This window comes from Kitasatospora sp. DSM 101779 (assembly GCF_025655475.1).
Taxonomy (GTDB): domain Bacteria; phylum Actinomycetota; class Actinomycetes; order Streptomycetales; family Streptomycetaceae; genus Kitasatospora.
Genome location: NZ_JAHTIK010000001.1, coordinates 6,180,211 through 6,193,441, shown reverse-complemented (window position 1 = coordinate 6,193,441; position 13,231 = coordinate 6,180,211). Strand labels below are relative to the sequence as shown.

The 13,231-nt window shown below is 75.8% G+C and carries 11 protein-coding genes; 4 read left to right on the top strand and 7 right to left on the bottom strand.

All coding sequences use genetic code 11. From position 1 onward, the window contains the following. Positions 1–76 precede the first annotated feature (76 nt). The 4 genes from KSNIM_RS28170 to KSNIM_RS28155 all read right to left on the bottom strand — a co-directional run bounded on the left by KSNIM_RS28170 (position 77) and on the right by KSNIM_RS28155 (position 6,257). Positions 77–1,381, bottom strand: a complete 1,305-nt coding sequence (locus KSNIM_RS28170) for a carbohydrate ABC transporter permease (RefSeq protein WP_263105924.1) — start codon at positions 1,379–1,381, stop codon at positions 77–79. 7 nt (positions 1,382–1,388) lie between these two features. After that, a complete protein-coding gene (locus KSNIM_RS28165) occupies positions 1,389–2,726 on the bottom strand; it encodes an ABC transporter substrate-binding protein (RefSeq protein ID WP_263105923.1) in 1,338 nt (445 codons plus the stop codon). A gap of 348 nt (positions 2,727–3,074) precedes the next feature. Continuing rightward, entirely contained in the window at positions 3,075–4,769 is a 1,695-nt protein-coding gene (locus KSNIM_RS28160; protein ID WP_263105922.1) for a glycoside hydrolase family 13 protein, read from the bottom strand. 228 nt (positions 4,770–4,997) lie between these two features. Continuing rightward, positions 4,998–6,257: an ABC transporter substrate-binding protein gene (locus KSNIM_RS28155; protein ID WP_411543786.1), complete on the bottom strand. Its 1,260-nt coding sequence runs from the start codon at positions 6,255–6,257 to the stop codon at positions 4,998–5,000. Positions 6,258–6,405: 148 nt separating this feature from the next. Here KSNIM_RS28155 and KSNIM_RS28150 point away from each other — a divergent pair, with 148 nt between their 5' ends. From KSNIM_RS28150 to KSNIM_RS28140, 3 genes are read left to right on the top strand one after another with little or no spacing between them, the layout of a single operon-like run. Next, on the top strand, positions 6,406–6,909 hold the full coding sequence (locus tag KSNIM_RS28150; RefSeq protein WP_263105921.1) for a PadR family transcriptional regulator: 504 nt from the start codon (positions 6,406–6,408) through the stop codon (positions 6,907–6,909). After that, complete coding sequence (locus KSNIM_RS28145; protein WP_263105920.1) at positions 6,906–7,664, top strand: ABC transporter ATP-binding protein; 759 nt, start codon at positions 6,906–6,908, stop codon at positions 7,662–7,664. Before KSNIM_RS28150 ends, KSNIM_RS28145 begins: the two co-directional genes overlap by 4 nt. Positions 7,665–7,668: 4 nt before the next feature. Then, positions 7,669–10,002: an FtsX-like permease family protein gene (locus KSNIM_RS28140; protein ID WP_263105919.1), complete on the top strand. Its 2,334-nt coding sequence runs from the start codon at positions 7,669–7,671 to the stop codon at positions 10,000–10,002. A gap of 201 nt (positions 10,003–10,203) precedes the next feature. On the opposite strand, the gene KSNIM_RS28135 is transcribed toward KSNIM_RS28140, so the two are convergent. Together KSNIM_RS28135 and coaE are read right to left on the bottom strand one after the other, a co-directional pair. After that, entirely contained in the window at positions 10,204–10,854 is a 651-nt protein-coding gene (locus KSNIM_RS28135; protein WP_263105918.1) for a TetR/AcrR family transcriptional regulator, read from the bottom strand. Between the two features lie 135 nt (positions 10,855–10,989). After that, complete coding sequence (gene coaE / locus KSNIM_RS28130) at positions 10,990–11,586, bottom strand: dephospho-CoA kinase (RefSeq protein ID WP_263105917.1); 597 nt, start codon at positions 11,584–11,586, stop codon at positions 10,990–10,992. A gap of 233 nt (positions 11,587–11,819) precedes the next feature. Here coaE and KSNIM_RS28125 point away from each other — a divergent pair, with 233 nt between their 5' ends. Then, entirely contained in the window at positions 11,820–12,710 is an 891-nt protein-coding gene (locus KSNIM_RS28125) for an alkaline phosphatase family protein (RefSeq protein ID WP_317634062.1), read from the top strand. 7 nt (positions 12,711–12,717) lie between these two features. Here KSNIM_RS28125 and KSNIM_RS28120 read toward each other — a convergent pair. Next, a partial coding sequence (locus KSNIM_RS28120) for a class F sortase (protein WP_263105916.1) occupies positions 12,718–13,231 on the bottom strand: 514 nt, incomplete at its 5' end.

Below are 13,231 nucleotides of genomic sequence, written 5' to 3'. Positions count from 1 at the left end.
CGTGCGGCGAGGCGGGGCCGCGGCGGCCGGGCGGACCCGGCGGAACGGCCGGGGGCGGGCCGGGTGAGCAGCTGGGTCATCGGGTGCTCCTGCGGAAGCGGCGGACGTTGAGGACCATGGCGGGCACCACGAGCAGCAGCAGGAGCACGCCGAGGGCGCTGCCGAGGCCCTGGTCGTTGCCGCCGCCGAAGGAGACCAGCCACAGGCGCAGCGCGAGCACGCCGGCGTCCTGCTGGACGGGGCCGGGGGCGACGACGAAGACCAGGTCGAAGATCTTCATCACGTTGATGACCATGGTCACCAGGACGACGCCGAGCACGGGGGCGAGCTGCGGCACGGTGATCCGGCGGAAGATCTGCCACTCCCCCGCGCCGTCCATCCGGGCGGCCTCCAGGGTCTCCCGGGGCAGGTTGGCGAGGCCGCCGGCGATGACCACCATCGCGAAGCCGGCCCAGATCCACAGGTAGGCGCCGATGATCGCCGGGGTGACCAGGCCGGGGCCGAGCCAGGCGAGGCCGCGGTAGGGGGCGGCGAAGTTCGCGGCGGGCAGGTCGACGGTGCCGCTCGGGTGCCCGGGGAAGGCGAAGGAGCCGTCGGCGGCGGTGGTGGCGGTCGCGACCGTCCGCTGCCCGTCGAGGAGGCGGACGGTGACGCCGGGCAGCCCGCGCTCGCCGGGGTCGATCGTGCCGGGGGTGCCGCCGCCGGGGGTGACGTCGAGCCAGACGGTGCCGTGCACGCCGCCCTGCGCGCCGGCGGCGGGCGCGGCCGCCGGCTTCGCCGCGGCGGGCAGCGCGGCGGGCTTGAGTCCGACGAGCGGCACGGCGACGGCGGTGCCGGGCGGGGCCGGGGCGGCGCGCACCGCCCCGCCGGAGGTGGTGGCGGGCCCGCCGGGGCGGGGCCGGGCGCCGGGGTAGGACGGGTCGGGGTCGAAGGTGTCGTGGACGGCGACCGCGGCGGCGTTCAGCACGCCGCGCGCCGGGTCCTGCTCGTAGACGAGCCGGAAGGTGATGCCGGCGGCGAGGAAGGAGATCGCCATCGGCATGAAGACCAGCAGCCGGAAGGCGGTGCCCCAGCGGACCTTCTCGGTGAGCACGGCGAAGACCAGGCCGAGGCCGGTGACCAGGGCGGGCGCGACGGCGACCCAGATCGCGCTGTTGCGCAGCGCGGTGAGGGTGGCGTCGTCGGTGAACGCGGTGCGGTAGTTGCCGAGCCCGACGAAGCCGGTGCCGGGTGCGTCGTAGAGGCTGCGGACCACGGACCAGCCGATGGGGTACAGCACCAGCGCGCCGAGCAGGGCGAGGGCGGGCAGCAGGAAGACGGGGGCCAGGCCCCGGCGCCGCAGGGCGGCGCCGGAGCTCCGGGGACGGGTGGGTGTCCTCATGGGAACGTCAGCCCTTGTACGCGGCGGCCGCGGCGGCTTCCAGCCGCTGGGCGGTGCCGTTGACGTCGGCGGGGTTCGCCAGGAAGTCCTGCAGGAGCTTCCACTCGCCGCTGCCCTGGGTGCCGCCGAAGGCGGCGGGGGCCTGGTCGGAGAGGTCGAAGCGGAAACCGTCGGCGGCGGCGATCAGCGACGCGGCGGTCTGCCGGGTGGTGTCGTCGGGGTAGGCGGCGGGCTTGACGGCCTTGTTGGGCGAGAGGAAGCCGCCGGCGCCGGCCCAGACCTCGCCGGCCTCGGGGCTCGCGAGGTACTGCAGCAGCTGCTGGGCGGCGTCCTTGTGCTTGGCGTCCTTGAGGACGACGGCCGCGTCGCCGCCGCCGACCACCGGCGGCCTGCCCGTGCCGACGGCCGGGAAGGGGAAGAACTTCGCGTCCTCGCCGACCTTCTTCTTGAGCTCGCCGGAGACGACGGCGCCGACGAAGTCGCCCTCGTAGACCATCGCGGCGGTGGGCTTGTCGCCGAACACGGCCTGGACGGACTCGGGGAAGTCGGTCTGCAGGGCGCCCTTTCCGCCGCCGGCGACGAGCTGCGGGTCGCCGAAGACCTTGCCGAGGGTGGTGAGGGCGGCGACCACGGTCGGGTCGGTCCAGGGGATCTGGTGCTTGGCCAGCTTGTCGTAGTTCTCCGGGCCGGCCTGGGAGAGGTAGATGTTCTCGAACCAGTCGGTGAGCGGCCAGCCGGCCTCGCCGGCGACGGAGAAGGCGGGCAGTCCGTTGTCCGACAGGGTGTGGCCGGCGGCGAGCAGCTGGTCGAAGGTGGTGGGCGGCTTGACGCCCGCGGTGTCCAGGGCTGCGGGGCTGTACCAGACGGTGGACTTGTGGGCGGCCTTGAAGTACAGGCCGTAGAGCTTGCCGTCGACGGTGCCGTAGTCGGCCCAGATCTTGGCGAAGTCGCGGTGGAGGCTGTCGGCGACGGCGGGGGCGAGCGGCTCCAGCCAGCCCTTGCGGGCGAACTGCTGGAGGACGCCGAGCTGCGGCATCATCACGACGTCCGGCGGGTCGCCGCCCTCGATCTTGCTGCCGACCAGGGTGGAGACGTTGTCGCCGGTGGAGATGTAGACGGTCTTGGCGCCGGTCTTCGCGGTGAAGGCGTCCAGCACCTTCTGGAAGTTCTTCTGCTCGACGCCCGTCCAGGCGGCGGCGACGCTGACGGTCTGTCCGTCGAGGGACTTGGCGGAGGCCTTGTCGGCCGCGGTGCCGGAGGCGGTGCCGCCGCTGCCGCAGGCGGTGGCCGTGGCGGCCAGGCCGAGGGTGGCCGTCAGGGCGACGGCCGCTCGCAGGGATCGCATGGTGGTGTCCTCTCGGTCGGCGTCCGGCCGTGGCCGGGTGCCGTTCGGGGGTGGGGCCGGCCGTGGGTGGCCGGGCTGCCGGTGGAGGAGTGCCGTGGGTGCCCGCTCCGCCGGGCCGCGGATGCGTGGCGCGGTGGTCGGCGGAGCGGGCGCGGCCGCGGGTGGGGCGGCCGGTGCCGCGCGGGGAGGCAGGTCGCGCGGACGTCTCTGGGGTGGCCCGCCCCGCGGGCGGGAGGTGTCGCGGGGCGGGCCGGTGGCCGCTGCTCCGGAGGGATCCGGGGCGACCGGGGCCGCGGGTGTGGGCTCACGGCCCGTTCGGGGGGGCGGCGGAGGGCAGGTGACGGAGTGTCAGAGTGTGGCCGCGCCGGCCGCCCACCAGGCGGCGGTGCCGGCCGGCAGGGTGCAGGGCGGGCAGGGGCCGCTGGCGAGCAGCGGTTCGCCGTCGACGGGGGCGAGGGCCGGCTCGTCGCCGAAGTTGACGGCGCACAGCAGGCCGTCGCCGCGGACGAAGGCGAGCACGCCGGGCGGGGTGTCGATCCAGCGCAGGGTGCCCTCGCCGAGCTGCGGCAGGACGCGCCGCAGGTGCAGCGCCTCGCGGTAGAGGTGCCAGGCGGAGCCGGTGTCGGCGAGCGCGCGTTCGGCGGTGTGCGCGGCGAAGTGGGCGGGCTGCGGCAGCCACGGCTCCTTGCCGCCGTCGGGGGAGAAGCCGAACGGCGGCTCCTGCCCGGACCAGGGCATCGGGATGCGGCAGCCGTCCCGAATACCGGTGCGGCTGCCGGTGCGGTGGTAGATCGGGTCGGTGAGCACCTCGTCGGGCAGGTCGTCGACCTCGGGGAGGCCGAGTTCCTCGCCCTGGTAGAGGTAGGCGGCGCCGGGCAGGGCGAGCATCAGCAGGGCGGCGGCGCGGGCGCGGGCGGCGCCGGCCAGCGGGTCACCGGCGTGGAAGCGGCTGGTGGTGCGCACCTGGTCGTGGTTGTTGAGCACCCAGGTGACGGTGGATCCGGTGGCGGCGATGTCGTGCACGGCTGCGTCGATGACCCGGTGCCAGTGGGCGGCGTCCCAGGGGGCGTGCAGCAGGTGGAAGAAGAACGCCTGGTGGAGTTCGTCGGGGCGCAGGTAGGCGGCCTGTTCGGCGGCGGTGGGCACGGAGGCCTCGCCGACGAGCAGACGCTGCCGGCCGTCGCGGGCGGTGTACTCCTCGCAGACGGCGCGCCAGCGGCGCCAGATGCCGTGCACCTCGGGCTGGTTCCAGGCGAGCGGGTTGACCGAGTCGCGGGTGCGCTCGTCGGCCTCCGGGTCGGGCGAGTCGGGCAGCTCGGGGTGCTTGAACAGGCCGGCCGCGACGTCGATCCGGAAGCCGTCGGCGCCGCGGTCGAGCCAGAAGCGCAGGATCCGCTCGAACTCCGAAGCCACCTCGGGGCGGCGCCAGTTGAGGTCGGGCTGCTCGGGGGTGAACAGGTGCAGGTACCACTGGCCCCAGGTGCCGTCGGCCTCGCGGATCCGCGTCCAGGCGGGGCCGCCGAACATCGCCCGCCAGTTGTTGGGCGGCAGTTCGCCCTTCTCGCCGCGGCCGTCGGCGAAGTGGAAGAGGGCCCGCTCGGGGCTGCCGGGTGCGGCGCGCAGCGCGGCCTCGAACCACGGGTGCTCGCGGGAGCAGTGGTTGGGCACGATGTCGAGGATCAGCCGGAGGCCGAGCAGCCGGCAGTCCTCGGCGAGCAGGTCGAAGTCGTCGAGGGTGCCGAACAGCGGGTCGACGGCGCAGTGGTCGGCGACGTCGTAGCCGTGGTCGTGCTGCGGGGAGGCGTAGAACGGGTTGAGCCAGACGCCGTCCACGCCGAGGCGCTTGAGGTACGGGAGGCGGGCGCGGACGCCGGCGAGGTCGCCGACGCCGTCGCCGTCGGAGTCCTGGAAGCTGCGCAGGTAGACCTGGTAGACGACCGCGTCCCGCCACCACGGGCGGTCGGGGCCGGCAGCCGGCGGGGCGGTGAGCACGGCGTGGGCGGGCACGGCCGGTGGATCGTCCGGGGTGGGGGACGTGAGCATTCGTCACCTTCAGGAAGGACACGGCGGGGCAGCGCCGCAGAGGTCGCACAGGGTCCCGCAGGCGCCGTCCGGGCCGCGGGGATACATGCATGTTAGGTAGCAGGACAGGTGCCGTCCAGAGCAGATTCACCGGCAATGTGCGGACAAATCTCCACATTCAGGTACAAAAGAAGGGGCCCGGATACTTAACAAGTAAGTATCCGGGCCCCTGGCGGACCACCTCGGAGGTCAGCCGGAGATCGACTTCAGGTCCGCCGCCATCCGCGCCACCGCCTCGTCCGCGCTGCTGCGGCCCAGCAGCGCCTCGTACGCCGCCGCGCTCACCGCGAGGCTCACCTGCTGGTACTCCGGCGAGGCCGGCCGGCGCACCGCGCCCTCCAGCGCCTGCCGCACCACCGGCAGGTACGGGTGGCGCCGCACCAACTCGGCATCGGTGTACAGGTCGGCGCGGACCGGCGGCAGACCGCCCTCGGTGAGCACCCGGCGCTGCACGTCGCGCCCGGTCAGGAAGCGGATCAGGTCCCGGGCCGTCCGCCCGTGCCGGGAACGGGAGTTGACCGCCAGGTCGGAGCCGCCCAGCACCGAGGTGCCCGGGCCGTCCGGGCCGGGCAGCGGCACCACGCCGAACTTCCCGGCCACCGCCGAACCCGGCCCCTGGGCCTGCGGGTACACGTACGGCCAGCAGCGCAGGAACAGCAGCCGGCCGTCCTGGAACGCCTGCCTCGACTCCTCCTCGCGGTAACCGAGCGCCGCCCGCGGTATCCAGCCCTCCCGCACCCCGCGCGCCAGGAACTCCAGGCCCGCCCGGGCCTGCGGGGAGTCCACCGCCACCGCACCGCGGTCGTCCAGCAGCCTGCCGCCCGCCGAGCCGACCGCCTCCGCGACGTTCACCGTCAGCCCCTCGTACGGCAGCAACTGCCCCGCGTAGCCGTCCAGGCCGTGCCGCGGCGCCACCTCCCGGGCGAGCCGCTCCAGCTCCGGCCAGGTGCGCGGCGGCTGCACACCCTCCGCGGCCAGCACGTCACTGCGGTAGTACAGCAGGCCGACGTTGGTGGTGAACGGCACCGCGTACAGCCGGTCCCGCCACCGCCCGGTGCCGACCGCCGCCGGCAGCAGACCGGCCGGCGCCATCCCCGTGTCCAGCGGCGCGATCCAGCCCTTCTCGGCGAACTCGGCCGTCCACACCACGTCCAGGTTGACCACGTCGAAGCGGTCGCTGCCGCGTGCCAGGCCCTCCGCCAGCTGCGCCCGGACCTCGTCCGCCGCGTCCGGCAGCTCCACCAGCGTCGCCCGCTCGCCGGGATGCCCGGCGTTCCAGCTGTCCAGCAGGCCCTGCAGGTAGCCGGCCCGGTCCCGGCCGGTCACCAGCGTGACCGGCCCGGTGCCGGACGCGTCCGTCTCATCGGCGCCGTCGGGCAGCGAGCAACCGCCCGCCAGCAGCACGCCGGCCAGCACCCCCGCCAACTTCCCCAGACTCCGACGGCGCACCGAACCGACCTCCACTCCGCCCGCCGATGGGCGGGACCGCCCGCCTCGCGTACCGTGTGACCGGGCCGAACCAGCCGGGCCGCGTCGCGGACGACAAGCCATTGACGACAGAGTATGCCCGGGCGAACGAAGGGAGGGGAGGGTCCGAGTGCGGCTACCGCTGCTCGCGCTGCTCGCCAAGGAGCCGGCGCACGGCTACGAGCTGAAGCAGGCCCTTGAGCAGACCTTCGGCGCGGCGTACCCTCGTGCGAACATCGGCCAGGTCTACGTCACCCTCGGACGTCTGGAGAAGGCCGGCCTCATCGAGGGCCGGGACGTCGCCCAGGACGGCAAACCCGACAAGCGCGTCTACGCCATCACCGACACCGGCCGCCAGGAAGTGGCCAAGTGGCTCAGCGAGCCCTCCGAGGGACCGCGGGTCCGCGACGAGTTCTTCCTCAAACTCGTGCTGGCCCCGGAGACGCAGCTGGCCGACCGGCTGACGCTGATCAACAACCAGCGCCGGCACTATCTGAACGTCATGCGCGGCCTGAACCGGATGGCCGCCGAGGAACGCGGCAACCAGGTCTCCCAGTTGCTCATCGAGGGCGCCGTCCTGCACCTGCAGGCCGACCTCGACTGGCTGGAGCGCTGCCAGGAGGAGCTCACGTGACGGACCAGGACACCGCCGTCCCGGTTTTGCGCGCCACCGGACTCGTCAAGACCCACCGGGCCGCCCGCGGCGGCGCCGAGGTCAGGGCCGTGCGGGGCGTCGACCTCGGCGTCGGGCGCGGCGACTTCGTCGCCGTCACCGGCCCCTCCGGCGCCGGCAAGTCCACCCTGCTGCACCTGCTCGCCGGCCTGCGCCGCCCCGACGCCGGCGAGATCCACCTCGACGGCCGGCGCGTGGACACCCTCCGCGAGGCCGACTGGGCCGTGCTGCGCCGCCGCCGGATCGGCATCGTCTTCCAGACCGGCAACCTCGTCTCCGACCTCACCGTCGCCGACAACATCGAACTGCCAGCCCTGCTCGCCGGCCACAGCGCCCGGGCCGCCCGCGAACGCCGCGAGGAACTCCTCACCGACCTCGGCCTCGCCGACCGGGCCGACGCCGCCCCCGCCGCCCTCTCCGGCGGCGAACGCCAGCGCGCCGCCCTCGCCCGCGCCCTCGTCAACGACCCCGACCTGCTCTTCGCCGACGAGCCGACCGGCAGCCTCGACAGTCGCAGCGCCCGCGAGGTCCTCGCCCTGCTCACCCGCCACCACGCCAAGGGCCGCACCATCGTCCTCGTCACCCACGACGCCCGGGTCGCCGGCAGCGCCGACCGCGTGGTCAGCCTCTTCGACGGCCTGATCACCGACGACGCCCGGGTCGACGACACCCCGCCCGCCCGGGGCATCCGCGACGTCCTCGACCTCGGAGGCTGAGCCCGTGCGCGCCGCCCTCCGCTGGATCCGCGCGGACCTCGCCTCACACCGGCTGCCCGCGCTGCTCGTCGTACTCGCCACCGCCGGCGTCTCCGCCGCCCTGCTGCTCGCCGGCGCCCTGCTCAACAACGTCACCGGGCCCTGGCAGCGACAGTTCGCCCGCGCCGACGGCGCCCACGTCTGGATCGAGACCCGCACCGACCACGCCGACACCGCCCTCGCCCGGCTGCCCGGCGTCACCGCCGTCGGCGGACCGTACGACACCACCACCGCCACCCTCACCGGCCGCAACGGGCGGCCCGCCACCGGCCCCGAACTGCCGCTCTCGCTGCGCGCCACCGACCCCGGCCCGCCCGCCGTCTCCGCCCCGCTGCCGGTGGCCGGCGGCCCCCTCGACGCCGCCCGCCCCGACGGCATCGTCCTGGAGCACTCCCTGGCCTCCGCCGCCTGGGCCCGCCCGGGCGACCGGCTCACCCTGCGCGGCCCCGACGGCCGCAGCCACACCCTCACCGTCCTCGGCATCGCCGACAGCCCCGACCGCGCCCGCTACCCCGACCTGCGGCCCGGCCTCGCCTGGGTGCTGCCCGGCACCCTCGGCACCGTCCAGCCCACCGCCGCCCTGCGCGGCCACGCCGTCGGCCTGCGCCTCGCCCACCCCGCCGACGCCGACTACACCGCCCAGCGGGCCGTCACCACCCTCGGCGGCGACGTCACCCGCGTCGCCACCTGGACCGACGCCCGCGACTCCCACGAACGCGAGAGCCGACCGGCCGGCCTGCTGCTCGGCCTGTGCGGCCTCGCCGCCCTCGCCGCCGCGGCCCTCGCCGTCGCCGGCGCCGCCGCCGGCCGGATCAGCTCCCGCCTCGGCGACATCGCCACCCTCAAGGCCCTCGGCTTCACCCCCGCCGGCATCGCCCGGATGTTCGTCGCCCAGCACCTGCTGCTCGCCGCCGCCGGACTGCTGATCGGCGGCGCCGGCGCCCTCACCGCGGCCGCCCTGCTGCCCGCCCTCGCCCCCGACCCCGGCGTCACCGCCACCCCCTGGGCACTCGCCCGGGCCGTCTTCGGCAGCGGACCGCTTGCCCTGCTCGCCGCCCCCGCCTGCCTGGTCACCGTCGCCGCCGCCTCCGCACTGCCCGCACTGCGGGCCGCCCGGATCCCCGCCGTCCCGCCCGCCGACGGCGAACCCGCGCAGGACCGGCCGCCCCGCCCCGCCCGGCTCGCCCTGCTGCGCCGGCTGCCGCCCGCCCTGGTCCTCGGGGTCCGCGGCGCCGTCCGCGGCCGGGGACGCACCGCCACCGCCGCCCTGCGGATCGCCGTCCCCGTCCTCGCCTGCACCCTCGCCCTCACCGCCTGGTCCACCCTGGACGGGCTCGGCCGCACCGCCACCGCCGGCTCCGCCGCCGCCCTCACCGTCCGCGCCGCCGGACCGGACGACCCGCTGCCCGCCGCCCTCGCCGCCGACCCCGCCGTCTCCGGCGTCCACCCCGGCGCCGACCGCGAGGCACTCGCCCCCGGCCAGTCCGCCACCTTCACCCTGCGCGCCCTCGGCACCACCGACCGCCCCTACCCGTTCGACGTCGTCGAGGGCCGGCCCGTCCACGCCGTCGGCGAAGCCGTCGCCGGACAGGGCGCCCTCGACCTCCTCGGCATCCGGGTCGGCCAGTGGGCCCGCGTCACCACCGACGGCACCCCGCGGATCCTGCACGTCGTCGGACGCGTCGTCGAACCCGACCGCGGCGGCCGCATCGTCTCCACCGGCCTCGACACCCTCGCCGACGCCACCACCCCCGACCCCCGGCCCGACTACTGGGCGGTCACCCTCCGCCCGGGCGCCGACGCCGACGAGGTCTCCACCGGCCTCGCCGCCGCCTTCCCCGGACGCCTCGACGTCCGGCCCACCACCGCACCCTTCGCCGGACTCGCCACCGTCCGCGCCGCCGTCGTCGGCCTGGTCGCCCTGCTCGCCCTCATCACCCTCGCCGAACTCCTCACCGTCGCCGCCGTGGCCCTGCGCGCCCACCGCCGCGACCTCGCACTGCTGCGCACCATCGGCGTCACCCCGCGGCAGGCGATGGCCCTCGTGGTCACCCGCTGCGCCACCGTCGCCCTCCTCGGCGGCCTGCTCGGCGCAGCCCTCGGCGTACCGCTCGCCCTCGCCCTGATCGACGCCCAGGGCGCCGCGACCGGCGTCGGCGCCGGACTCGCCCACCCGCCCTCCGCCGCCGCCCTCACCACCCTGGTCACCGCAGCCGTCCTCGCCGCCGCCGCCGCAGCCGCCCTCCCCGCCCTCAGGGCCGCCCGCGAACCCGCCGGCGAAGTCCTCCACCGCATCTGAGCGGGGACCCACTCAGGGACGCGGGGAAACTGCGGGGCTCACCACAGGGCCGCGGGGAAACTGCGCACCTCGGATGCAGGCCACCGTACGAACCAGCGGTCGGCCCTGGTCCGTCAGGACCGGCACTCCCGAATTGGGCTGTTCTCCCCCGGCCTTCGGCCGTGAGGTGCCCCCCACGCGCCCCTGGGGTGAGCCCTCCTGTCAGGCTTCCCAGATGCCTGCGAAGAGCTGGTCGAGTCGGTCGTCGCCGATCGGCGGTTCGGGGAGCGGGTGGGCGGCGCGGGTGCGGAAGCCGTCCAGCAGCAGGGCGAGATGACGCCGCCACAGCCCCGGCCGCAGGCCGTCCGCGGCGGGCACCGCCCGGCAGAGCGGCCCGAGCAGGAACAACAGGTCCGTCGCGACGACGTCCCCCCGCATCGTGCCCTGCTCCTGCGCCCGGGCGACCAGGACGCCGACGGTCTCCGCGTTGCGGTGGCTCATCTCGGCGAGTACCGGAACGGTCGGAATCGCCATGGTCACCAGGTCGTTGATGCCGCGGCTGGTGGCGACGAGTTCGAAGATCCGGGTGAAGTAGCCCTCGATGGCCGTCCAGGCGTCCTCGACGGCGAGGGCGTCCTCGCCGGCCTCGGCGAGGACGGTCGCCGCCGTCCGGAAGACCTCGCCGATCAGCTCCTCGCGGGTCGGGAAGTGCCGGTAGAGGGTGGCGTTGCCGACCCCGGCGCGGCGGGCGATGACGTCGAGCGGGGCGTCGAGGCCGTGTTCGGCGAAGACGTCGGCGGCGGCCGCGGCCAGCGCCTCACGATTGCGCCGCGCGTCCCGCCGCCGCGGTGCCGGCCGCTGCCCCTCTGCCACGCGCCCACCCTAACAACCGGGACCGGCGAACTCCCCCTGCCAGGACCCTCGCTGCCAGTGGCGCCGCCACTCGCCTGGACGGCCCGGAAACCTCGGAGGAGCCGGGCGGGCGGGAGGCCGCCGCGGCGGCGCCCGTCAGGCCCGGGCGGCGGTGAGCTGCTCCCAGACCTGACGGACGCGGGCGGTGAGGTCCTCCAGCGAGCCGCTGTTGTCGATGACGACGTCGGCGACGGCGAGCCGGTCCTCGCGGGTGGCCTGGGCGGCCATCCGGGCCTCGGCCTCGTCCTCGGCCATGCCGCGCAGCCGCACCAGCCGGTCCAGCCGGATCTCGTCGGGCACGTCGACGACGAGGACCTGCTGGTAGAGCGGGGCGAGGCCGTTCTCGGCGAGCAGCGGGACGTCGTGCACGACGACGTCCTCGGGCCCGGCGGCGGCCTCGAGTTCGGCGGAACGGGCGCGCACCAGCGGGTGGACGATCGCGTTGAGCGCGGCGAGCCGCTCGGGGTGTCCGAAGACGAGCCGGCCGAGGGCGGGGCGGTCGAGCGAGCCGTCCGGCTGCAGGACCTCGGGGCCGAACTCGGCGACGACGGCGCGCAGTCCGTCCGTTCCGGGGGCCACCACCTCGCGGGCGATCAGGTCGGAGTCCACGATGACGGCGCCGAGCGCGGCGAGTTGCCGGGACACCTCGCTCTTGCCCGCGCCGATCCCGCCCGTCAGTCCGATCCTCAGCATGGCGCCTAGGCTACCGCCCGGTCACCTGCCGCCGCAGACCGCTCCCCGCCGGCGCCCGGCCGGTCGCCCCGCTGTTCCCCGGTCGCTTCCCCGGCCGGTCACCGCCGGGCGAACACGGATCGAACATCCGGCGGCAGGACGGCGAATTGCCGGCTCACGGGGGTACCGGGCGGCAGGTCGCGGGCGCGCGAGTGGTTAGGGTGCCGGGGATCGTCCCACCGAGAGGAGCACCGATGTCCCCCACCTGGCCCGCCGGCCCGAGGCGAGTGCTGGTCGTCGGCATCGACGGCGTCCGGCTCGACCTGCTGCCGTCGCTGCACACCCCGCACCTGGACGCGGTGGCCGAGGCCGGCTTCCTCGCCGGGGTGCAGGTGGACGAGGCGACGCCGACGATGTCCGGGCCGTGCTGGGCGACGGTCGTGACCGGTGTGGGGGTGGCCAAGCACGGCGTGTTCGGCAACCACTTCGGCGGCAACCGGCTGGACGTCTTCCCGGACTTCACCACCCGGCTCGCGGCCGTGCACCGGCGCCGGACCTTCGCCGCGGGCGGCTGGGAGCCGCTGTTCCTGGCCCGCAGCGGCGGTCCGCTGTTCGCGGCGCCCGGACGGCTGTCCTACATCGCGCCGCTGGAGGACACCCCGGAGGCGTGGGAGGTCTGCGACGAGCGGGTGACCTCCGAGGCCGAGTACGTGCTGGGGCGCAGCGACGACGACCCGCAGGCCTCCTTCGTCTACCTGGGCGCGGTCGACGAGACGGCGCACTTCCTCGGCTGCGGCGAGGAGTACCGGCGTTCGGTGGAGACGGCGGACGCCCGGCTCGGCCGGCTGCTGGCCGCGGTCCGCGGCCGTGCCGCGTACGCCGAGGAGGAGTGGACGGTGATCGTGGTGACCGACCACGGGCACCTCGACGGCGGCGGCCACGGAGGCCGCACCGACCTGGAGCGCACGGCCTGGATCGCGGCCTGCGGCCCGGGGATCGTCCCGGGCGGGCCGGTGCTGCCGCTGCACCACACCGATGTGGCGGCGCACGTGTACGCGGCGCTGGAGATCGTGCCGGACCCGCACTGGACGCTGGACGGCCGGCCGTTCACCCCGGCGCCAGAACCGGTCGCGGCCATGGCCTGACGGGTCGTCACAGCGCCTGCACGAGGTGGGCCGAGACGACCACGTTGCCCTGGTAGCCGGTGGCGCGGGTGTAGCCGCCGCCGCAGGTGATCACGCGCAGCTCGGGCCTGGCGGTGGCGCCGTAGACCCGGCCGGCGGGGAAGCCGGCCTTGGGCAGCACCTCGACGGAGTCGACCGCGAAGCGGGCGGTGCTTCCGTCGGCGCGCAGCACGTCGAGGGTGTTGCCGCGGTGCAGAGAGCCGAGCGCCCAGAAGACGGCGGGGCCGCGGTCGGTGTCGACGTGGCCGACCAGCAGGGCGTTCCCGGTGCTGCCGGGGGCGGTACCGAGGCGGTACCAGCCGGCGAGGTTGCGGTCGCCGGCCGGCGGCACCTGGAGTCCGCCGGCGGCGTCGAGGCCGACGCCGGCGACGGGGGCGTCGACGCCGATCGCCGGGATGCGCAGCCGGGCGGGCAGGGAGAACGGCATCGCGGCCGGTCCGGTTGCGGCCGGTGCCGTCCCGGCCGCCGCCGTCGGCGCGGCG

What these genes read in the sequence shown, in the direction of transcription:
- KSNIM_RS28170 (WP_263105924.1), bottom strand. Translation starts at nt 1,381, where the DNA reads ATGAGGACACCCACCCGTCCCCGGAGCTCCGGCGCCGCCCTGCGGCGC.
- KSNIM_RS28165 (WP_263105923.1), bottom strand. Translation starts at nt 2,726, where the DNA reads ATGCGATCCCTGCGAGCGGCCGTCGCCCTGACGGCCACCCTCGGCCTG.
- KSNIM_RS28160 (WP_263105922.1), bottom strand. Translation starts at nt 4,769, where the DNA reads ATGCTCACGTCCCCCACCCCGGACGATCCACCGGCCGTGCCCGCCCAC.
- coaE (WP_263105917.1), bottom strand. Translation starts at nt 11,586, where the DNA reads ATGCTGAGGATCGGACTGACGGGCGGGATCGGCGCGGGCAAGAGCGAG.
- KSNIM_RS28125 (WP_317634062.1), top strand. Translation starts at nt 11,820, where the DNA reads ATGTCCCCCACCTGGCCCGCCGGCCCGAGGCGAGTGCTGGTCGTCGGC.